At 60.7% G+C, this 22,494-nt stretch carries 16 protein-coding genes; 9 read left to right on the top strand and 7 right to left on the bottom strand.

Annotation, left to right across the window (positions count from 1 at the left end; translation table 11 throughout):
- Window positions 1-61: 61 nt before the first annotated feature.
- From ASG68_RS05090 to ASG68_RS05075, 4 genes are all read right to left on the bottom strand, one after another.
- Window positions 62-2,656 carry an AMP-binding protein gene (locus ASG68_RS05090; protein WP_082478108.1) on the bottom strand — a complete coding sequence of 865 codons (2,595 nt, stop codon included), beginning with the start codon at window positions 2,654-2,656 and terminating at the stop codon, window positions 62-64.
- Between the two features lie 123 nt (window positions 2,657-2,779).
- On the bottom strand, window positions 2,780-4,438 hold the full coding sequence (locus ASG68_RS05085; protein ID WP_082478106.1) for an ABC transporter permease: 1,659 nt from the start codon (window positions 4,436-4,438) through the stop codon (window positions 2,780-2,782).
- Between the two features lie 88 nt (window positions 4,439-4,526).
- Complete coding sequence (locus tag ASG68_RS05080; protein WP_062585112.1) at window positions 4,527-5,546, bottom strand: Fe(3+) ABC transporter substrate-binding protein; 1,020 nt, start codon at window positions 5,544-5,546, stop codon at window positions 4,527-4,529.
- An 87-nt stretch (window positions 5,547-5,633) separates the two neighbouring features.
- Window positions 5,634-6,695, bottom strand: a complete 1,062-nt coding sequence (locus ASG68_RS05075; protein WP_062585110.1) for an ABC transporter ATP-binding protein — start codon at window positions 6,693-6,695, stop codon at window positions 5,634-5,636.
- 206 nt (window positions 6,696-6,901) lie between these two features.
- On the opposite strand from ASG68_RS05075, the gene ASG68_RS05070 reads away from it, so the two are divergent.
- From ASG68_RS05070 to ASG68_RS05030, 9 genes are all read left to right on the top strand, one after another.
- Entirely contained in the window at window positions 6,902-7,345 is a 444-nt protein-coding gene (locus tag ASG68_RS05070) for a hypothetical protein (RefSeq protein WP_156373709.1), read from the top strand.
- Between the two features lie 205 nt (window positions 7,346-7,550).
- The gene (locus ASG68_RS05065) at window positions 7,551-9,143 is read left to right on the top strand and encodes a Re/Si-specific NAD(P)(+) transhydrogenase subunit alpha (protein ID WP_062585106.1); all 1,593 of its coding nucleotides are present in this window, start codon (window positions 7,551-7,553) and stop codon (window positions 9,141-9,143) included.
- A 16-nt stretch (window positions 9,144-9,159) separates the two neighbouring features.
- Complete coding sequence (locus tag ASG68_RS05060; protein WP_062585104.1) at window positions 9,160-10,593, top strand: NAD(P)(+) transhydrogenase (Re/Si-specific) subunit beta; 1,434 nt, start codon at window positions 9,160-9,162, stop codon at window positions 10,591-10,593.
- Between the two features lie 130 nt (window positions 10,594-10,723).
- Window positions 10,724-11,392, top strand: a complete 669-nt coding sequence (locus ASG68_RS05055) for a GntR family transcriptional regulator (protein ID WP_062585099.1) — start codon at window positions 10,724-10,726, stop codon at window positions 11,390-11,392.
- A 229-nt stretch (window positions 11,393-11,621) separates the two neighbouring features.
- The gene (gene bioB / locus ASG68_RS05050; protein WP_062585097.1) at window positions 11,622-12,593 is read left to right on the top strand and encodes a biotin synthase BioB; all 972 of its coding nucleotides are present in this window, start codon (window positions 11,622-11,624) and stop codon (window positions 12,591-12,593) included.
- On the top strand, window positions 12,590-13,735 hold the full coding sequence (locus ASG68_RS05045; protein WP_062585094.1) for an 8-amino-7-oxononanoate synthase: 1,146 nt from the start codon (window positions 12,590-12,592) through the stop codon (window positions 13,733-13,735). The genes bioB and ASG68_RS05045 overlap by 4 nt, the downstream gene beginning before the upstream one ends.
- Window positions 13,732-14,370, top strand: coding sequence for a dethiobiotin synthase (gene bioD, locus ASG68_RS05040; protein WP_062585092.1), 639 nt, complete (start codon window positions 13,732-13,734; stop codon window positions 14,368-14,370). The genes ASG68_RS05045 and bioD overlap by 4 nt, the downstream gene beginning before the upstream one ends.
- Window positions 14,367-15,647, top strand: a complete 1,281-nt coding sequence (locus ASG68_RS05035) for an adenosylmethionine--8-amino-7-oxononanoate transaminase (RefSeq protein ID WP_062602472.1) — start codon at window positions 14,367-14,369, stop codon at window positions 15,645-15,647. The genes bioD and ASG68_RS05035 overlap by 4 nt, the downstream gene beginning before the upstream one ends.
- Complete coding sequence (locus ASG68_RS05030; RefSeq protein ID WP_062585090.1) at window positions 15,644-16,633, top strand: beta-ketoacyl-ACP synthase III; 990 nt, start codon at window positions 15,644-15,646, stop codon at window positions 16,631-16,633. The genes ASG68_RS05035 and ASG68_RS05030 overlap by 4 nt, the downstream gene beginning before the upstream one ends.
- A gap of 45 nt (window positions 16,634-16,678) precedes the next feature.
- Here ASG68_RS05030 and ASG68_RS05025 read toward each other — a convergent pair whose 3' ends face one another.
- The 3 genes from ASG68_RS05025 to ASG68_RS05015 all read right to left on the bottom strand — a co-directional run bounded on the left by ASG68_RS05025 (window position 16,679) and on the right by ASG68_RS05015 (window position 22,435).
- Window positions 16,679-17,284: a deaminase gene (locus tag ASG68_RS05025; protein WP_062585819.1), complete on the bottom strand. Its 606-nt coding sequence runs from the start codon at window positions 17,282-17,284 to the stop codon at window positions 16,679-16,681.
- A 62-nt stretch (window positions 17,285-17,346) separates the two neighbouring features.
- Window positions 17,347-18,819, bottom strand: coding sequence for a nucleobase:cation symporter-2 family protein (locus tag ASG68_RS05020; RefSeq protein ID WP_062585088.1), 1,473 nt, complete (start codon window positions 18,817-18,819; stop codon window positions 17,347-17,349).
- A 223-nt stretch (window positions 18,820-19,042) separates the two neighbouring features.
- Entirely contained in the window at window positions 19,043-22,435 is a 3,393-nt protein-coding gene (locus tag ASG68_RS05015; RefSeq protein WP_062585086.1) for an acyl-[ACP]--phospholipid O-acyltransferase, read from the bottom strand.
- Between the last annotated feature and the right edge of the window lie 59 nt (window positions 22,436-22,494).

Raw genomic sequence — 22,494 nt, 5'->3', positions numbered from 1 at the left:
CCCGTCGTCCGGGCATGCGGCAGAATTTCCAAGGTTAATCAGGATGCTTCGACAGCGCTGATCACAGCAGCCTGCCATTGGCCATTTCCCGAAAACCGGAAACGATTGTGGGCAAGACGGGGCGCTTCGCAAGGATTGCCAGCATCCGCCGTTGCGCCCACCAGCAGAGGAGGCCCAGCCCGACTCCGCCGAGAACGGAGGCGATGGAAAACAGGACGGGATCGATTGTCCCCGACAACGATGCGAGGATCAATTCCGGGGCGAAGCGATGCAGGAGATAGATATGAAAACCCGCCGCTGAAATTGGAACGATGAGGAATTTTGCCCATTTACAAAGGGGAATCCGAGGCAAGAAAAGGAGCGCGGCGAGAACGGGAATCTGCAGCATGTATTTGACCCGTGTGCCGATCCAGATGCTTTCGTAAAAGGCAAAGAAGACGAAGATCACGGAGCCGATAACAAGCAGCATGGCACGCTTGTTGGTAGTATCCGCCAGCGCGGCAAGCCAGCCGATGGTGGCGAGATAGAGAAACCAGGGCAGCGTGAAGATCTGGCGATTGCCCGGAAGCTCCCAGAACATCGGAATAACGAGACGAGCGAAAATCGCGGCGGCGAGCAGGACGAGTCCGGCCGCGAAAGGATCGCGGGTCGAGATTCCTCTGACCGCAGGAATTGCAAAGAAGGCGGTAAAGACGAGAATCAACTGGCAATAGGCCTCGATGAACCAGTAGAGATAGGGCACCATCGTATGCCGTTCCGGATCGGCGAAGCCCATATTCCCGACCATGAAAACGGAAGCCCAGGGGATGTCACCCCAAGTGGCCGCATAGGCAGATACGATGAGGTAATAGGGGATGAGCACGGCGATCGCCGAACGGAAAAGCCGGGACAGGTTGCAGTGCAGGATGGCGTCCTGCTGATACCGTGCAAAGCCAAAACCGACGAGGATCAGCATGGCTGCCGATCCGCCGGGTATCGGCCAGAGCGTTTCGTGCTGAAGCACAACCAGCAGGATCGCAAGCGCGCGGATGATGAAGGTGGTGTCGAGTGTCACGCGGACTTTCGCGGGCCGGCCGATGGCGGAGAGTTCCGCGACCGACAGGGTTTCCCAGTTCACTGGGGTTTCCCCGAGAATGTCTTCCAGCCCGATGGAAAGCTGCACGAACCGCAGGGAGTCGCCGCCGAGCGAGAGGAATGTATCCTGCGGGCGAACACGCGCGGGATAGAAAAGCTGGGCAAAGATGTCCTGAATGGTTTCGCTCTTCCGGTCCGTATCGCTGGATCGCGCCGCGAACCGGTTCGCCAGCTCCGCGTAATCGATTTTCCCTGCTGCCGTTCTTGGAAGATTGGCGCACATGGTCACGCCGATCTGGCGCCATGTCAGGCCACTGGCGTCGGCGAGACTGCTTTGAACCTCGCGTTCTCTTCCTGTCTCTGTGCAATAGGCGTGGATTTCCGTGTCATTGCCGACAACGGCGCAGCGTATGCCCCGCTTTTCGAGAGCCTCTTCCATGGCATCGTGACTGATACGCAGGCCGGCGATTTTCGAGATACGTTTCAACCGCCCGCAGATCTGGAACAGGCCGTCCTCGTCGAATTGCGCGAGGTCGCCGGTTTTCAGCCGATCGAGTTCCGCGCCACGCGCGAGATCGGTGCGGGACGTGGCGTAACCCATCATGACGTTCGGGCCGCGATAGACAAGCTCGCCGACTGAGTCCGATGTCGTGATTTCGCTGCCCTTGTCGTCTTCGATGCTGAGCATGCCGCCGGGAACGGCGATGCCGATCCGGCTCTCATTGCCCTCAAGCTGCCGGGGCGGAACATAGGCCAGACGAGCGGTGCCTTCGGTCTGGCCGTACATGACGAAGAGTTCAGCATCCCGTTGCCCGAGCGCCCGATTGTATTTTCTGATCAGGTCGGGCGAGAGCCGCCCTCCGGCAACGGTCATGAACCGCAGTGAAGCGGGAATGTGGTTGCGGAAATCGATGCTTTCCAGCAGTTCATAGGAATAGGGAACGCCGGACAGATTGGTACAACCGGACTGTTCGAGGCGGTCGAGGAAACCCGGTTGCGCGATCGACTGCCTCGGAAAATAGAGGCTCGCGCCGACGGCGAGATGGGAATGCAGGACCGAAAGCCCATAGCAATAGTGCAGCGGCAGAACCACGCAGCTTCGATCTGTGGCGGTAAGGCTGAGGTATTCTGCGATGGAAGCGGCATTGGCCTCCATATTGCCGGTCGACAGGCGAACGGCCTTGGGAATGCCCGTGCTGCCGGAGGTCATCATCACCAGACCCAGGTCGGGATGCAGGGTTGTGCCCTGTTCGGTGGCATGGACCGTTTTCCACCGCCCTGCCACGGGCCGCTGGATCAGGTCCGGAGCGAAAGCGTCAGTGACGCCGGAAGCCTGCCTGGGTTCAAGCGAGGGCATTGTCAGGACGGCGTGTCCGCCGGCAAGCGCCGCGAGATAGGCGACGATCGCGTCGAGCGAATGCGCCATCTCGATGGCTATCAGTTGCTTCCCGGCAGGGAGCGCCGTTGCCGCGCGATCCACCTCGGCCGCCAGTTCCCGATAGGAAACGGGTTTACGATCCGCAAACAGGAGCGCGGGTGTATCTCCCCATTCAGCCAGTCGGGAAACAAAATGTGGAGGCATGGCGATCGGGTTCACTCGGACAATTTAGCGAGCGCTTTGTTAGATAGGTGATCGCATTTGTCAAGTTATCGCGCCGGTGCCGCATGCTGTAAGCGGAAGCAATCCGGCTGGACAGGATTCGCTTCAGCCCGTTCGCCCGACGCGGGACAGGAAGATGACGGGAAGGATGCCGATCGCGACGATGGCAAGTGCGGCAATGGAGGCTTCTTCATAGGTACCGCGGGCTGCCTCGCCATAAAGATGGGTCGCGAATGTTTCCAGATTGAGCGGCCGCAACAACAGTGTCGCCGGCAGTTCCTTGACGCAATCGACGAAGACGAGAAGGCCGGCCGCCGTCAGCGCCGCGCGCGAAAGGGATAAGTGGACGCGGACGAAGGTTCCGGTCGCGGTTTGCCCGAGAAGGCGAGATGCTTGGTCGAGTGATGCAGGAATGCGAGCCAGTCCGGAATCGATCCCGCCGGCCGAAATAGCCAGGAACCGGACTATGTAGGCGTAGACCAGTGCAAGTCCCGATCCCATGAAGAGAAGACCGGTGGCAAATCCGAGCCATGTCGTTGCAGCGCGATCGATCGCCTGGTCGAATGTCGCAAGCGCAATGAGAACACCGAGCGCGACAACGCTGCCGGGCGCGGCATATCCGAGGGTCGAAACGCGGTAGCTCCATGTCGAGATCGGCCCCGGCCGCAGGCGGTTGGCGTAGGCGACAGCGAGGCCTGCCGCAAGCGTGCAGATGGTCGCCAGCAGGGCCAGTACGATCGTATTGAACGCTTCCGCGAAGAAGCGCTCGGACAGGCCGGCGAACTGGACCCGCTTCCAGGCTTCAGACGACAGATAGAGTGCGGGGGCGATGAAGCCGATCAGGATCGGCAGAGCACCGGCCGCAAACAGCAACCAGCCCTTGATCGGTGAAGGTCGGTGCGGTTCGAACCGCTGGTGACGCTGCGCACCGGTCGAGTATCGTTGCCGGCGTCGCGCCCAGCGCTCCAGCGCGACGAGCGTGACCACCACCAGCAGCAGAGCAAGCGCGATCTGCGCCGCGCCGGGAAGGTCGTTTCGGGTGATCCATGTCGTGTAGATCGAGACCGTCAACGTGCGCACGCCGAGAAACTCCGCAGCGCCCACATCGTTCAGCGTTTCCATCAGGGCCAGGCTGACGCCGACGGCGACGGCTGGCCGCGCCAGCGGCAGCGCCAGATGCCAGAACAGGCCCCGGCGCGAAATGCCGAGCGTGCGCGCCGCGTCCAGCAGATTGCCGGATTGAGTGAGGAACATCGCCCGGGTCGGGATGTAGACATAGGGATACAGCACGAAGCCGAGCAGGATGATGCATCCCGCCATCGAGCGAATGTCGGGGAGGCGGAACTCGCGCGGGCTGGTATAGCCCAGAATCCAACGGATGGCGCCTTGCACGGATCCGATCGGATGCAGGATATCGAGATAGGCATAGGCGATGATGTAGGTGGGCACAGCCAGCGGCAGCAGCAATGCCCATTCGAGCATGCCGCGACCGGGAAAATCATAGGCCGTAACCAGCCATGCCAGCGATGTCCCGAGAACGGCGGCGAGAATGCCGACGCCGATCAGAAGGATGACGGTGTCGCGTAGGGCGATGGGCAGCACATTTTCGAGAAGATGGAGCCAGAGCCCGGCGGATCCTTGCATGGCCTGAACGAAAAGGGCTGTGATGGGCAAGAGCACCAGCAAGGCCATCGCAATCGCGCAGGCAAGCCAGAGCGCGCCGCTGCGCTGCCCTCTCTTCCTATACCCGATGCTCACTGCCATGCGATGCAACCCATACCTCGGCGTCATTCAACACGGAGGAACCCAAGCCACGAGGCGCCCGTGACATCACGGGCGCCTCGTGCCGTGTTTAGTTGTCGAAGCCGACCTTGTCGACCAGTTCGCTTGCCTGCTTTCTATGGCTGACGATTTCGGCGAGAGACTTGTTGTCGATCTTCAGCTCGCCGAAGGAAGCGATGATCGGATCGGCCGCGATGCCGGCTTTCACCGGATACTCGTAGTTTGCTTCGGCGTAGATCTTCTGGGCTTCATCGGAGACGAGATATTCCAGAAGCTTCACCGCTTCCGCCTTGTTCGGCGCATGCTTGGCGACGGCCGCACCGCTGACGTTCACCTGCGTGCCGCCATCCTTGAAGGTCGGCAAGATCACCTTGATGGCATTGCCCCACGCGGTCTGTTCTTCTCCGCCTTTGCCCGAGCGCATCAGGCCGACATAATAGGAGTTGGCGATGGCAAGGTCGCAGATGCCGCCGAGGATATCCTTGGCGCCGTCACGGTCGCCGCCGGCCGGCTTGCGGGCCAGATTGTCCTTGAGGCCGGTCAGCCACTTCTCGGTTTCATCAGCGCCGTAATGGGCGATGTAGTCGGCAAACAGAGCCGTATTGTAGGGATGCTGGCCGGGGCGGATGCAGACCTTGCCCTTCCATTTCGGATCGGCGAGATCCTCATAATTCAAGGTGGCGAGATCGCTGTCCTTGGGCGCGTAGACGACGCGGGCGCGCATCGACAGGCCGAACCAGTTGCCATTGGCATCGCGAAGTTCCGCCGGTACGGCTTCGGTGAGAACCTTGGAGTCGATCGGCTGCGTCACGCCCTTGTCGACGAGATCGACGAGATTGCCGGCATCGACCATCATCAGCACGTCGGCCGGGGAGCTTGTCCCTTCGGTGGCCACGCGCTCGGCCAGCCCGTCCTTGAGGAATACGGTGTTGACCTTGGTGCCGGTCGTCTTGGTGAACGAATCCAGCAAAGGCTGGATGAGGCCAGGCTCGCGGGTGGTGTAAATATTGAGCTCCGCTGCGGCCGCGACGCTGGTGCTCGAGAGCAATGCGGCTGCCAGAAGCGTCGACTTTTTGCACAGTTGTTTCATGGTGGTTCTCCAGGTGAACAGGCCACGCTGTCGAACATTAATGGACAATAGCAGTCAAGTTTGTCGGGGCCAGTTTACCGTAACCAGTCACGCCAGTGTGACTGCCCGGTGCTCCAGATCGGCAAACAGCAAGTAGCTTTCGGGGAGCACGGCCAAGCCTAAAGTGTCCGCATCAGGCGGCACACGCTGCATCGTCCGGATTTGAAGCAGCGCGTCGAGACCATCGACATCGACGGAGATTTGCTCGATTTCTCCCATGAGGACGCGGTGCCGGACGCGGCCTGTAAAGGTCGCGTTTTTCTCGCTGACCGCAATTCCCTGCGGCCGCAGATAGACGATCACCTGCTCACCATCGGCGGCGTCGAGTGTGTGAGGAAGGCGGCCGAGCGGTGTTTCGATATGTCCACCGGAAAACAGGCCGGGAACCTTGTTGAACGCACAGAAAAATTCAGCGGCATAGGGTGTCTCCGGTCGGTCGTGGATATCGTAACCTGAGCCCTGCTGGACGATGCGTCCGTCTTTCATCAGCACCACCCTGTCTCCGGCCGATAGTGCCTCTTCCGGATCATGGGTTACCATGATCACCGTGGTCTGGGTCTGGCGGAGCAAGGACAGCGTTTCGTCGCGGACGCGTTCCCTCAGTCCGCGATCGAGATTGGAGAAGGGTTCGTCCATCAGCAGGATATCCGGCTTCGGCGCCAGTGCCCTTGCCAGCGCGACACGCTGTTGCTCTCCACCCGAGAGCATGTGGGGATGACGCCCGGACAGATGCGAAATGCCGACCTGCGCGATGACGTCGGCGGCGCGCTTGCAGGCCTCGGCCTTCGGTATGCCCTTGAGGCCGAACATAACGTTCTGCTCGACAGTCAGGTGCGGAAAGAGGGCGTAGTCCTGGAAAACGAAGCCGATATTCCGATTTTCCGGCTCAATGAACGCATCGGGGCCAGAGGCGGGTTGTCCATTCAGGAGAATTCGTCCCCTGTCGGGAACGTCGATGCCGGCAATGATCCGCAGCAGGGAAGACTTGCCGCAACCCGACTGGCCGACCAGACAGATGATTTCTCCCTTGGCGACATCGAGCGTTACATCGCTCAAAGCGGCGGTGCCTCCGAACGACCTGCTGATTCCGTGTATTTCGAGAGCGCCCATGCGTTTCCGTATCCGTGCTGATGCCTGGCAGCGCAGGTATCATAGACTGCCTTGTTCATCGAGAACCGATTTTCGGAGAGCCCGTCAACGTAATGCGCGGCTTTGTGAATGCCGGGCGGCGCAATGTCGCGGGATTGTCATTTCCGGCCTTGATCTCAGAGACGGAAGTTGAAAATCTCGGTTCATTCTTTGTGAAAGGCCATCCCATGATGCGCATGCTTTTCGTGTTGTTGATCGCTGTTTTTCCCACATGTGTCGTTGCCGCAGACGGCCCGCCGAAGGGAAAATGGACGATCGCGTCAGGTGTTCGATTCTCGGAGGGCGGTGGTGTCGCAGAGGTGGAAAAGGGTAATCCCTTTATCGGCAAGACGATCCGGTTTTCCGCGCACGCGGTCGAGGGGCCGGCGCCGTTTGGCTGCAACGATGCTGCCTATATCTGGTCCGACGTGCCTGCCGAAGGTTTCTTCCAGGGCTTTGCCGAAAATGCGGAGAAGGCGGCCACAAATGCCAGGCTGGTGCAACTTCCGGACCCGGCAAGGACGCTGGGCGTGACTTGCGACAAGGGCATTTTTGATTATCACCTGCGGGACGAGAACACGATGCTGATCATGCTCGACCTCGTTGTCTACACTTTCGAGCGGCCGAAATAAGCGGTTCGGCAGGCGGGTTGTTTCAGCCGGGACGGTCCCGGACGAGCTGCTGCCATGCTGCGCCGCAACAAAATAAAATCGATTAGAGAAAACTCAAAAGCGACAAAAATGGACGGATTGGCGGCAAGTCGTACTGGACAGTACGCCTCAATTTTGCTTGTTCGGCCTTCGAATTTTGTCGTGTCGGTGGGGAGAGCGGATTAGCATGGCAAGTAAGATTGGGGCGCTAAGGGAGGTGTTTTCCGGGGAATCGCGTGTTGCGATGACGCCGGACAGTGCCCAGGCATTGCAGAAGCTTGGTTATGGTTGCGTCATCGAAGCCGGCGCCGGCCGAGCAGCCGGCTTTTCGGATGACGCCTATCGCGCGGCGGGTGTCGAGATCGCGCCGTCTGCGGCTTCGGTGTGGGCCGATGCTGATGTGATTGCCAAGGTACGGCCGCCGGAGCTCGGCGAAGTCGCGCAGTTGCGGCCCGGCAAGACGCTGATCTCGTTCTTCTATCCGGCGCAGAACAAGGAGCTTCTGGATGCTGCGAAGGCGACCGGCGCGAACGTGATCGCCATGGACATGGTGCCGCGCATCTCGCGCGCGCAGAAGATGGACGCGCTGTCGTCGATGGCCAATATTGCCGGCTACCGGGCGGTGATCGAGGCGGGCAGCAATTTCGGCCGGTTCTTCACCGGCCAGGTGACGGCTGCCGGCAAGGTGCCCCCGGCCAAGGTTCTGGTGATCGGTGCGGGTGTCGCGGGCCTGGCGGCTATCGGCACGGCGACGTCCTTGGGTGCCATCACCTATGCGTTCGACGTGCGCCCTGAAGTGGCCGAGCAGATCGAATCCATGGGCGCCCAGTTCGTCTATCTCGACTTTACCGACGGTCAGGGGACCGGCCAGCAGGATGGCGCCGCGACCGGCGGGTATGCCGCGCCGTCCTCGCCGGAATTCCGCGAGAAGCAGTTGGCGAAGTTCCGCGAACTGGCGCCTGAGATCGACATCGTCATCACCACGGCGCTGATCCCCGGCCGTGACGCGCCCAAGCTCTGGCTGGAAGACATGGTCGCGGCAATGAAGCCGGGCTCGGTCGTGGTTGATCTTGCGGCTGAACGCGGCGGCAATTGCGACCTGACGGTGCCGGATCAGAAGATCGTGTCACCGAATGGCGTGACCATCGTCGGTTACACCGACTTCCCGAGCCGCATGGCCGCTCAGGCCTCAACGCTCTATGCGACCAACGTCCGCCACATGATGACGGACCTGACGCCGGGCAAGGACGGTGTCGTCGTCCACAACATGGACGACGACGTCATTCGTGGTGCGACGGTCGCCAAGGATGGCGAGATCACCTATCCGCCGCCGCCGCCGAAAATCCAGGCGATCGCCGCGCAGAAGCCGAAGGAAAAGGCGAGGGAACTGACGCCCGAGGAGAAAAAGGCAAAGGAGGTTGCCGCTTTCAAGGCGCAGACGAAGAGCCAGGGCATCCTGCTGTTCGTGGCGACTGCTCTGCTGCTCGTGGTCGGCTCGGTGGCGCCGGCGAGCTTCATGAGCCATTTCGTGGTCTTCGTGCTCGCCTGCTTCGTCGGCTTCCAGGTGATCTGGAATGTCAGCCATTCCCTCCACACGCCGCTGATGGCGGTGACGAATGCCGTGTCCGGCATCGTCATCCTCGGCGCGCTTCTTCAGATCGGCTCGGGCCATTGGCTCGTGGTGATCCTGGCCGCACTTTCGGTGCTGGTCGCCACGATCAACATTGTCGGCGGCTTCCTCGTGACGCGCCGCATGCTCGCCATGTTCCAGAAGTCCTGAGCCAGAGGCCACCATCATGACCATCGGTATCGTTTCGGCCGCCTATATCTCGGCTGCTGTCCTCTTCATCCTCTCGCTCGGCGGCCTGTCCGGCCAGGAAAGCGCCAAGCGCGCCGTCTGGTACGGCATTGTCGGCATGGCGCTCGCCGTCTTTGCGACCGTTTTCGGCCCTGGCGTCGGCAACTGGTTCATCATTCTTTTCATGATCGCTGGCGGGGCGGTGCTCGGTTATTATGTCGCCTCGCGCGTGCAGATGACCGAGATGCCGCAGCTTGTGGCCGCACTCCACTCGTTTGTCGGCCTTGCCGCCGTCTTCATCGGCTTCAACGCCCATATCGAAGCGGCCAACATTGCCGGCATGGATGAGGCGGCGCGATCGGCGCTGTCGGGCTTTGCGGGAATTCTCGCCCACAAGAGCCCGGTCGAACTGGCCATCATGAAGGTCGAGGTCTTCCTCGGCGTGTTCATCGGGGCTGTCACCTTCACCGGCTCGGTCGTCGCCTTCGGCAAGCTGGCCGGCAAGGTCGACGGCAAGGCGAAGAAACTGCCCGGCGGCCATTTCCTCAATGCCGCGGCCGCCATCTTGTCGCTGCTGCTGCTACTGATGTATGCCAACGGCGCGGGTGCGTGGACGCTCATCGTCATGACGCTTCTCGCCTTCTTCATCGGCTATCATCTGATCATGGGCATCGGCGGCGCCGACATGCCCGTCGTCGTGTCGATGCTGAACAGCTATTCCGGCTGGGCGGCGGCCGCCATCGGCTTCACGCTCGGCAACGATCTGCTGATCGTCACCGGCGCGCTGGTCGGCTCGTCGGGGGCGATCCTGTCCTACATCATGTGCAAGGCGATGAACCGCTCCTTCATCTCGGTCATCCTCGGCGGCTTCGGCGGCACGACCGGACCGGCCATGGAAATCTCGGGCGAGCAGATCGCTATCGACGCGGATGGCGTTGCCTCCGCCCTCAACGATGCCGACAGTGTCATCATCGTGCCCGGCTACGGCATGGCGGTGGCACAGGCCCAGCAGTCGGTCTCGGAGCTTACCCGCAAGCTCAGGGCCGCCGGCAAGACCGTGCGCTTCGCCATCCACCCCGTCGCTGGTCGCCTGCCTGGCCACATGAACGTGCTGCTCGCCGAAGCCAAGGTACCCTACGACATCGTTCTGGAAATGGACGAAATCAACGACGACTTCCCCAGCACCGACGTCGTCATCGTTATCGGCTCCAACGACATCGTCAACCCGGCCGCCCAGGAAGACCCGAACTCCCCCATCGCCGGCATGCCGGTGCTCGAGGTCTGGAAGGCCAAGCAGGTGTTTGTCTCCAAACGCGGCCAAGGCACCGGCTATTCCGGCATCGAGAACCCGCTGTTCTACAAGGACAACACCCGCATGTTCTACGGCGACGCAAAGAAGAGCATCGATCAGCTGCTGCCGATCATCTCCTGAACATGAGGATGGGGCCAAAAGGCCCCATTTATGCCTGCGGAATAGTTCGCCTTTGAAAGAGGGCCAACAAAACGCGGGGACTTTTCCTGTTGGCCTCGACAGCGTTGTCGCGGCAAATTATCTATAAAAAATGACGTCGCCGAATGAAGACACCATTGCCAGCCGCATCAGCCGAATCCTTGCCGACAGGATCGTGACCGGTAGCCTTGAGCCCGGCTCCAAGCTTCGTCAGGATCATATAGCCGAGGAGTTCGGGACCAGCCATGTGCCGGTACGCGAAGCCTTTCGGCGGCTGGAAGCGCAGGGGCTCGCGGTCAGCGAGCCGCGGCGCGGCGTTCGCGTTGCCTCGTTCGATCTGAAGGAGGTTCGCGAGGTTGCGCAGATGCGCGCGGCTCTCGAAGTGCTGGCGTTGCGGCACGCCGCCCCTCACCTGACGTCCGCCATTCTCGATCGGGCGGAGGAGGCGACGGTGGCAGGTGACAATTCCCGTGATGTCCGATCGTGGGAGGAAGCGAACCGGCTGTTTCATACCCTCATCCTGGCCCCCTGCAATATGCCGCGGCTGCTGACGTCGATCGGGGATCTTCATGCAGCCAGTGCACGGTTCCTGTTCGCCAGTTGGCGGTCGGAATGGGAAGTACGTACCGATCACGATCACCGCGCCATCCTGACATTTCTTCGACAGGGCAATATCGAAAACGCGGCCGCCGTTCTCGAACGCCATGTCCAGTGGATTGGCCAGAAGCCGGTCAGAAACGCTTCCGGCGCCACACGCGAAGCCTTCGCGATCGTTGGCTGATCGCAGAAATTTTCGGCGATATTTTTCAATAGGTTGATCCGGTTTGGATCTGTCGATGCTCCCCAGCGGTTGAATGTTTGCGTCCTTTGCAATGCTAAGGATGTTGCCTCATGGTGTCGCACGAAAAATTATAGATAATATCAGATTATATCTATAATAAGATTTCTGTGCGTATCTAAAGGGAGTTCAGTCGCAAGTGCTTCAGGAAAAAATCTCGAAACAGCCCGAAATGACCTCGCTTGCCGATGTCAGCGCCCGAGTTTCTTTTGATGACGCAAAAATTATCTATAATTTGCCCTTTAACGATCTCCTGTTCCGCGCCCAGTCGGTTCACCGCGAGCATTTCGATCCCAACGCGGTGCAAATCAGCAGGCTTCTCTCGATCAAGACCGGCGGCTGCGCCGAGGATTGCGGCTATTGCAGTCAGTCGGCCCATTCTCCGACAGGTCTGAAAGCGTCGAAGCTGATGATGGTGGAAAAGGTCATCGCCGAGGCTCGAAAAGCCAAGGCCGAGGGCGCATCCCGCTATTGCATGGGCGCAGCCTGGCGTAGCCCGAAGGCGCGCGACATGGATGTGCTGGTCGCCATGATCGCGGGTGTCAAGGCGCTGGGTATGGAGACCTGCATGACCCTCGGCATGCTGTCGCCGGGGCAGGCGGGCATTCTGGCGGATGCAGGCCTCGACTACTACAATCATAACATCGACACGTCGGAAGAGTTTTATCCCGAGATCATCACCACCCGCACCTTTGCCGATCGTCTCGATACGCTTGCCAATGTGCGGGATGCAGGCATGAAGGTCTGTGCCGGTGGCATTCTCGGCATGGGCGAAACGGTCGATGATCGCATCTCCATGCTGGTGACGCTGGCCAATCTGCCCGAGCCGCCGGAAAGCGTGCCAGTCAATATGCTGATCCCGATTGAAGGCACAAGGCTTGCGGATGCGCCACCTGTCGACTCCATTGATTTCATCCGGACGATCGCCCTTGCCCGTATCCTGATGCCGCGCTCGCATGTCCGGTTGTCGGCGGGCCGCACCCGGATGAGTGATGAAATGCAGGCGCTTTGTTTCTTCGCCGGTGCCAATTCGATTTTCGCCGGGGATGTGTTGTTGACGGCCGAAAATCCAGGTGAAGATCACGATTCCGCGCTTTTCCGTCGGCTTGGGTTGAAGCCGATGGAACTGGGGCAGGCCGAATGACATCGGCACGCCTTGCCCGCTACCAGACGACATTGGCGGGGTTGGAACGAAAAGGTCGCCGCCGTTCGCTCCTGGCACAGGACGGGGCCGACTTCAGCTCGAACGATTATCTTGCGCTGGCGGGTTCTCCGCGTCTGGCCGCCGCTGTCAACGCGGCCGCTCAACGCGGAGTACCAGTCGGCGCGGGAGGATCACGTTTGCTGCGTGGCAACCACCCGGAACATGAGGCGCTGGAGCGTGAGGCGGCGGCATTTTTCGGCGTCGAGCGGGTGGTCTATTTCGGAAGCGGCTATGCCGCCAACATGGCCCTGTTTTCCACCCTTCCGCAGCGTGGTGATCTTATCGTTCATGACGAATTGGTCCATGCCAGCGCTCATGATGGGATCAGGGCCAGTCGGGCGCAAGCCGTGGCAGTTGCCCACAACCATGTTGCCGCCTTCGAGAAGGCGATTGCGGCCTGGCGGGCGGAAGGCGGTGCGGGGTATCCATGGATAGCCGTCGAAAGCCTTTATTCGATGGACGGCGATCGCGCTCCCCTCGCGCAACTTGCGGAACTCGCTGACAGGTATGACGGATTTCTGGTGATCGACGAAGCCCATGCGACCGGCGTCCTCGGGCCGGGCGGTCGAGGATTGTCCGCCGATCTCGATGGTCGGGAAAATGTTGTTGTCCTGCATACTTGCGGCAAGGCTCTCGGCGCATCCGGCGCGTTGCTCTGCGCCAGCGCGACACTTTGCGACTATCTCGTCAACCGGGCGCGCGGCTTCATCTATTCGACGGCGCCGTCGCCGCTGATGGCCGTCGCCGTACGCGAGGGATTGAAAATACTGGCGGAGGAACCGCAGCGCCGGTCTTCCTTCGAAGCTCTGGTATCTTTCGCCAATGCCGCGCTGGTGGCAAATCTCGGTGTCGAGCCCGGCCAGTCACAGATATTGCCCATCATGATCGGCGACAACGGTCGAGCCGTCCGGATTGCCGCGCGCATGCGCGAGGAGGGATTCGACATCCGCGCCATCCGCCCGCCAACGGTCCCGGAAGGCACAGCGCGGCTTCGCATTGCCATCACTCTCAATGTCAACGAAGAGACCATCGAACGCATGTTTGTCCGGCTGCGGACAATCATGGCGGAGGAAACCCCATGATGCCTCGTTTCGTTGTCACCGGCACAGATACCGGCATCGGCAAGACCGTGTTTTCGGCGGCGCTCGCCGCCGCCTTGGGCGGCTCCTACTGGAAACCGGTGCAAGCCGGGTTGGACGAAGAATCCGATAGCGAGATCGTCGGCCGTCTCGGTGAAATCCCGCCGGCACGCATCCTGCCGGAGGCCTACAGGCTAAAGACGCCCGCATCGCCCCATCTCTCCGCGCGGATAGACAAGATCGAGATCAATCCCGAAAAGCTGGCGCTGCCGGAAACGGAGGGGCCGCTTGTTATAGAGGGGGCAGGCGGCCTGCTGGTGCCGCTGACGGACAATCAGGTATTCGCCAACGTTTTCGCGCGCTGGCACTTGCCCGTCATCCTCTGCGCGCGCACCGCACTGGGGACGATCAACCACACGCTGCTGTCGATTGAGGCACTGCGCAGCCGCGCAATCCCGATCCTCGGCGTCGCTTTTATCGGCAACGAGGAGGCCGAAACACAGCGGGTTATCGGCGCCATAGGCAATGTGAGAATTCTCGGTCGTTTGCCGCGTCTTGATCCGTTGACCCCGATGAACCTGCGACAGGCATTCCGGGATCGATTTTCCCTTTCCAACTTTCTGGAGCTGGCGGCATGAACCACACAGCTTCGGCGTCCCCGGTCTGGCATCCGTTTACCCAGCATGCGCTGGAACCGGCGATGAAGCGCATCATCCGCACGGAGGGAGCTCATCTCGTCGACGAGAACGGGTCGCCAATCCTCGATGCGATATCCTCTTGGTGGGTCATCACCCATGGCCATCGTCACCCGGTGATTATGGAAGCGATCAAGGCCGCCTGTGATAGCTATGACCAGATCATCTTCGCGGAATATTCGCATGAACCAGCGGAGCAGCTGGCTCTAGGCCTGATCGAGATCGCGCCCACCGGTCTCGGTCATGTCTTCTATTCCGACAGTGGCTCGACCTGCGTCGAAGTGGCGTTGAAAATGGCGCTCGGCTTCTTCCACAATTCCGGCCAGCCACGCACGCGCATTTGTGTTCTGGAAAACGGCTATCACGGCGACACGATCGGCACGATGTCGGCGGGTGAGCGCGGCGTTTTCAATGCTGCCTATGATCCTCTGCTGTTCGGCGTCGACCGCATCCCGTTCCCCTCTCCGGGCCGCGAACAGGACACGCTCGACGCTTTCGAGGCCTTTTGCGCCAGAGGCCAGGTGGCGGCTTTGCTGATCGAGCCGCTGGTGCTCGGCGCCGGTGGGATGCTGTTCTATCCCGCCTCGATCCTGAGCGCGTTGAAACGGATTGCGGAGAGATACGGTAGCTTGATGATTGCCGACGAAGTGATGACCGGATGGGGGCGGACTGGCAGTCTCTTCGCATGCGAGCAGGCCGGGATCAGCCCGGATATTCTCTGCACGTCGAAGGGGCTGACGGGCGGGGCAGTACCATTGGCAGCAACACTGTGCACGGCAGAGATTTTTGATGCGCACCTCTCCACGGACCGGCGCCGCACTTTCTTTCATTCAAGTTCCTACACGGCCAATCCGATCGCCTGCGCCGCAGCCGTTGCCAACCTATCCGTCTGGAAAAACGAACCGGTCAAGTCCAGGATCAACATGCTGCAATCCATGCAGGCGCAGAGGCTCAGCCGCTTCCGGTCCGATCCGCGTTTTGCCAATGTCCGCCAGTCGGGCACGATAACCGCGCTTGATCTCCGCGTGCCTGTGGGTGGTTATCTCTCCGATGTCGGGCCAAAACTACGGGCATTCTTTCGCGAGCGGAACTTGCTTATTCGCCCTCTCGGTAACGTCATCTATCTAATGCCGCCCTACTGTGTTTCCGTTGAGGATCTCGATCGCGCCTATGATGCAATCGACGAAGCGGCGGCAACCTTCGCGGTGGGCCGGTTATGAGAAGGATACGGTCGTCCAGGCTTGGCGGTTTCGGCCATTCCGTTCCGGCAAGACGTGTCGAAAACACCGAAATTGAGAACAGGCTGGGCCTGGAGCACGGCTGGATAGCGCGCCGCACCGGGATCCATGCACGGCACTGGGCCGAACCCGGCGATACATTGTCCGGGCTGGCGGCCCAGGCTGGTGCGGCAGCAATCGAGAATTCCGGAATAAGCCGTGGAGATATCGCGCTGACCCTGCTTGCGACATCGACGCCGGACCATCTTCTGCCGCCTTCGGCGCCCCTTCTTGCCTGCCGCCTCGGTCTGAAGAATTCCGGCGCGATCGATCTGGCGGGGGCCTGTTCAGGGTTTCTCTATGCGCTGACATTGGCGGACGGTTTCGTTCGGACCCAAGGGCGCCCGGTCCTTGTCGTTGCGGCCAATATTCTCAGCCGGCGGATCAACCTGGCGGAACGAGCGAGTTCCGTTCTGTTCGCCGATGCGGCCGGCGCTGTTGTGCTGGTGCCTTCGGAGGATCCGCAGACGGGTGTTCTCGGCCTCGACCTCGCTTCCGACGGTCTCCACTATGACCTGATCTCCATCCCGGCAGGTGGCAGCAGCCGGCCTTTTGCGGCCGGCATGACGGCGGATGAATGCTTTATGACCATGCGCGACGGACGAGCGATGTTTACCCAGGCGGTCGATATGATGAGCCGATGCGCAATGCGGGCTTTGACAAATGCCGGGCTGACGGCGGCGGACATCCATCGTTTCGTACCGCATCAGGCCAATGCCCGCATCTTCGATGCCGTCTGCGATACCCTCGATATTGACCCGCAACGAACGCTTAGAAGCATCGCGGATTATGGAAATTCATCGGCGGCGACGATTCCGCTATCCCTCTCGCTTGCGCACCAGGCCAGCCCGTTTTCTTCCGGCGAGCGGTTACTGCTCACCGCCGCCGGAGCGGGGCTGACCGGCGGCGCCTGTGTCATTGGGTGCTGATCCTCTCGGTGGTCGAAACAGACGGATCGTGCGAGTGGGAACCGTTCAATTCAACGGTATGGCGTTGTCGGCCTTGCTTGCCTGGTAGACGTTGGACAGTTCGTCGTATTTGCGCCGGATGGCCTCGGCGCGGTCGGCAAGAGCTTTTCGCTGCGGTTCGGGAAGGCCGTCGATCAGGGCGTGGATGGACTTCCCCTTCCAGAATGCATTCGTCCTGTTGTAGCCGCCCGGTTCGAGGGTGAAGACTTCCTTGAGGATCTTGAGGTCGTGGGGGATCGAGAAGGCATCCCGGGAATCCTCATGGCTGAAGAAATAGTAGAAATTGTCGAAGCCGGCCCAGGTGATTGCGGAAAGGCACATTGAGCAGGGTTCGTGCGTCGACAGGAAGATCAGGTCGCGCGAGTCGGGGCGATCTGTCCCTGTCATTTCATAGAAGCGCTTCAGCGTGTGGACTTCGCCGTGCCAGAGCGGGTTTTCCGTTTCATTGTTGGTCTCGACGAGAACGGTGGAAAGGTCGGATTTCTTCATCAGGGCCGCGCCGAAAATCTTGTTGCCGGCGGCGACACCTGCTTCCGTCGCGGGAATGATGCCGCTCTCCATCGTCTCGAGAAGGGCGTCGAGAAGTTCATATTGGTCTGTCTGCTGTGTCATATGCGGATCCTTGCCCAAAGCGTGTCGTGCTTCGGGGTTTCGTTGCGAGTTCGGAGTGAATGTCAGTGTGCTTCGGCGACGACCAACGGCACCTCGGTACCCTTTGCGTCGTAGAGTTTGCCGCCGAGGAAATAGTCACCGTCATGAAGGCGGGCGATGTCCTGATAGCGGATCGTACGTTCGGTCGCTGCGACGAAGACCGATTGCTGATCGGAGTTGCCGGCGGTCAGGTGGTTGAACAGAAGGTTGAGCGAGATCGCCATCAGGGCGGCCGAACTGATGCCGGAATGGAAGATTGTCGCCACCCATGCCGGAAAATGCTCGTAGAAGCTCGGAGCGGCGATCGGGATCATGCCGAAGCCGATCGATGTCGCGACGATGACGAGGTTCATGTTGTTTTCGTAGTTGACCTTGGACAGCGTGCGAATGCCACTGGCTGCGACCGTGCCGAACAGCACCAGCCCGGCGCCACCGAGAACCGACGTGGGGACGGAAGCCACGACGCGGCCCATGATCGGCAGGAGGCCGAGCGCAACGAGGAAGAGACCGCCGGTCGCCACCACATAGCGGCTCTTTACACCCGTCACGGCGACAAGGCCGACATTCTGCGCGAAGGCACTCTGGGTGAAGGAGCCGAAAACCGGAGCCAGAATGCTGGACAGCATGTCTGCTCTCAATCCATCGCCCAGACGGCGGGAATCCACCTTCGTTCCGACGATTTCCCCCACGGCAAGGATGTCCGCCGACGTCTCCACAAGGGTGACCATGATGACGATGAACATCGAGATGATGGCGGCGATCTCGAATGTCGGATAGCCGAAGTGGAAAATCTGGGGCAGGGCGAAGACCGGGCCGTTTGCGACCTGCGAAAAGTCCGTCATGCCGACGGCATAGGCGATGGCAGTGCCAATCACGAGCGAAAGCAGGATCGAAAGCCGAGAAATCGATGCGCGGCCGAGTTTGCTGAGAAACAGCACGATGACGAGGGTCACGGCGGCCAGTTGAATGTTCGCCGGGCTGCCGAAATCCGGTGCATTGCGATTGCCGCCCATGGCCCACATGGCCGCCACCGGCATGAGGGTCAGGCCGATCGTCGTGATGACAATGCCGGTCACGAGCGGCGGGAAGAAGCGGGTGATGCGCGAAAAGACCGGCGTGATCAGAAGGCCGATCAGCGACGCCGCGATAACAGCACCCAGAATGGACGGAATGCCGCCATTGCCTGAAATGGCAATCATCGTCGCCACGCCGGAGAATGATACGCCCTGCACGAGTGGCAAGCGGCTGCCGAAGAACGGAACGCCGATGGTTTGCAGGATCGTTGCCAGTCCCCCGGCAAAAAGCGATGCCGTTACGAGCAGGCCGATTTCAGCGGAATTCAATCCGGCGGCTTGGCCAAGAATAAGCGGGACGGCGACGATGCCGCCATACATTGTCAGGACATGTTGCAGACCGAAGGCGATATTGGCTCCAATGCTGAGCCGTTCGTCTTCGGGGTTCGTGCATTCAGAATTTTCCTCGATATTTGCTGCCAAGGTCGTCTCCTCCGTACCTTTGCGAATGTTCCGTCTCCCACGGAACACGTTGAAGGCTAGATCAAGAGGATGCAGTTGGCTTTCGTGAAAAAGGCGAAACACCTTATTCATAATCTGGATGGTCGTTGAGTGTGGGCAGCGAAACTGCCCCGATCTCGGGAACAAAAGATGGGGCCTCGCGACCCCATCTTTTTGTAAGCTGTTATTGACCTTCTCCCGTCGTTCAGGCCGCCTGTTTGGGCGAGGCGGCGTCCTCGGCCATCTTGCGGGCCGTAACGAAATCCACCTTGCCCGAGCCGAGAACCGGCACCTTGCCGACAACCACTTCGGCCGGCACCATCATGTCCATGGCGCCATTGGCTTTGGCGAAGCTCATGAAATCGGCGCGGATGGCATTGGGAGCATCGGTCAACAGGATAAGGCGCTCGCCCTTTTTCGCATCCGGTATAGACGAGACGACGGAGAGCGCATCGGGCCAGAGCTTGCCGGCCAAAGCCTCGACAGCGGCCAGCGAGACCATCTCGCCGCCGATCTTGGCGAAACGCTTGGCGCGGCCGCAGATTCGAACGAAACCGTCTTCATCGATCGTGACGATGTCGCCGGTGTCGTGCCAGCCATCGGCCAGCGGTTCGAGAACGCCGGGATTTTCGGCGCGCAGGTAACCCGCCATGACATTGGCGCCGCGCACATGCAGGCGCCCGCCTTCGTCAATGCCCGGAACAGGCTCCAGCTTCCACTCCATGCCCGGCAGGATCTTGCCCACCGTGCCGGACTTGTTGAACATCGGCGTGTTGATGGAAATGACCGGCGCTGTCTCAGTGACGCCGTAGCCTTCCAGAATACGCAAGCCGAATTTCTCCATATAGGCCTGACGTGTCGAAGCCTTGACCGGTTCGGCACCCGAGAAGATGTAGCGGATCGAACGGAAGTCGTAGGGATGTGCAGTGCGGGCATAACCGTTCAGGAACGTATCCGTGCCGAAGATGATGGTGGCGTTCGAGGCGTAGATCAGCTCCGGCACGATGCGGTAATGCAGCGGCGACGGGTAGAAATAGACAGGAACGCCGGAAATCAGCGGCAGGATCGTGCCGGCCGTCAGGCCGAATGAATGGAACACCGGCAGGATGTTGAACACCTTGTCGCCCGAATGGAAATCGATGCGCGAGGCAGCCTGGGCGGCGTTCGACAGGATATTGGTGTGGGTCAGCACCACGCCCTTCGGGCTTCCTTCGGAACCGGAGGTGAACAAGATGACGGCGGGATCGGTCGGGTTCGCCTTGACGAGCGGGCGGCTGCGGCGCAGGAGGCCGGCGATCTTGTCCAGTGTCGTAATGGAGGCGCGCAGGTCGTCGAGCCAGACGATCTTCACATGCTTTTCCATCTCCTCGATCACCGGGCCAAGCTTGGCCTGTGTCACGAAGGCACGCGAGGTGAGAACGTGCCGGACTTCCGCCGCCTTGCAGGCCGCGAGGATATTGGTGGCACCGGCGGTGAAGTTCAGCATGGCCGGCACCTTGCCGGCGGTCATCACGCCGAGAATGGTCGCGACAGCGCCGTTGGCGTTCGGCAGCATGACGCCGATGTTCTTTTCCGGAAACATCTTCTGGAAGCGAGCGCCCAGAACTGCTGCGCCTGTCAGGAGCTTGCCGTAGGATAGCGAGCCTGTCACTGGATCTTCGGATGCAAGTCGGCCCATGCCGGTTTCGTGCGCCGTTTCGATGACGCGCTCCAGTACGGTGGTCGCCGTATTGGTGGTGCGGAAGAGCAGCATCGACATGACCTGGTAGAGGGCGGCACCCGCGGCGATCCGGCGCTTGCGGCCCTTGAGTTCTGCCGGGACGTCGAGTTTGACGGGTTCGAGGATGGTAACCTTGACCTTCGGGAACAGGCGGCGGCGAACCTGGCCGCCGGAGAGGCGCGAGAAATAGCTCTTTTCCAGGCCGTCAATGCGGACGGGCACGACCATCGAGCCGGTCTTGTCGGCGACCATGGCGGCGCCGTCATAGACCTTCATCAGCGTACCGGTGACGGTGAGGCGGCCTTCCGGGAAGATGCCGATCGAATTGCCCTCCTGGACGATCTTGATCAGCGAGCGCGTCGCCATCGGCTTCGTCGGATCCAGCGGCAGGAACTTGCACATCTTCAGGAAGGGTTTGACCCACCAGGCTTGGGCGATCTTGTAATCGACGGCAAAGACCGGTTCTTCTTCGGTGATGGCGAGCGCCAGGGCGCCGTCGAGGAAGCTGACATGGTTGAGCGCGATGATCGGCGCCTTGCCGGCTTTCTTGACGTTTTCCAGTCCTTCGACTTCCAGACGCATGAAGGCGCGGAACAGGATCGAGATGAAATCGCGGAAAGGGTTGGTCGGCAGGGTCGCCAGCATCAGCCAGACGATGCCGACATTGATGACCGACAGGATGAGAATGATCATCGGAACCGTCAGGCCAGCGGCCTGAAGGCCTGCTACCAGCGCGAGACCCGTGGTGATGAACACGGCCGAGAGCACGTTGGCGGCGCCGATGACGCGGGCACGGCGATCCTCATGCGCCCAGGTCTGCATGGCGGCGAAAGTCGGGACAGCGAGAAAGGCGCCGCCGATGGCCATGCCCGCGAGGTCAATCGCCACGCGGATGGTGTTGGGGCCTGCGAAGAAATCGGCAATCGTTTCTGCTTCGGTGACGGATTGCAAGCCCCAGAGGTTCCAGGCGAGGTGCATGCCGAACAGCGCGATGATCACGGTTCCGACAGGAGCCGGCAACAGGACGACGCGACCCGCCGACATCCAGCCGGCAATGGCCGAGCCGACGGCGATCGAGACGGCGAAAACGGCGAGATAAGCCGGCACGACGACTTCCGATCCGCCGAGGATTTCCGTGACCATGACCGGCAGCATCGACATGACGAAGGCGCCGACGAACCAGAACCAGGAATTCATCAGGGCAGAACGCCAGATGCGGGTGTCCTGCCGCAGTTCGTTGATCAGCGTATAGCTCGAACGCAGGACGTTTTTGTCAATCACAAGGTCCGGGGCTTTCGAACCGGTAGCCGGGATCATACGGGCGGCGATCCAGCAGAGCACGGCCAGGCCCATCATCATCGGGCCGAAAACCCAGACATTGTCGCCCTCGGTGAAGGCCAGTGCGGCGACGATCGTGCCGGTCAGGATGGCGATGAATGTGCCGCCTTCGATCCAGGCATTGGCCTTGGGCAGATCCTTGCGCTCCAGATGATCCGGGAGGATGCCGTATTTGATCGGGCCGAACAGCGCGGAGATGACACCGAAGCCGAACAGCGCCAGCAGCAGGATCGGGATGGACGAGAAGGCAATACCGATGACGGCGACGGCGGCGACTCCGATCTCGGAGCGCTTCAGCAGTTCAGCCATTCTCGCCTTATCGTACTTGTCCGCCAATTGCCCAGCCATGGCCGAGAGCAGCAGGAAGGGCAGGATGAAGATGCCGCCCGCCAGAGTGACGAGCGAAGCGCCCTCGGCGGCCATCTGCGCCAGGATCACGAAGACAAGCGTGTGTTTCAGGAAATTGTCGTTGAAGGCGGAGAGGAACTGCGTCCAGAAAAGCGGCGCAAATTTCCTCGATGTCATCAGATTGCGTTGCATGGCGGGTTCCTCGTGCGATCCGGGCAGATAGCCACAGAGTTGTTGCGCAATGGTTGCGA

Origin of the sequence: Rhizobium sp. Leaf453, from assembly GCF_001425605.1 — a bacterium.
Lineage (GTDB): Bacteria > Pseudomonadota > Alphaproteobacteria > Rhizobiales > Rhizobiaceae > Pararhizobium.
This window is presented reverse-complemented; position numbering and strand designations above follow the sequence as displayed.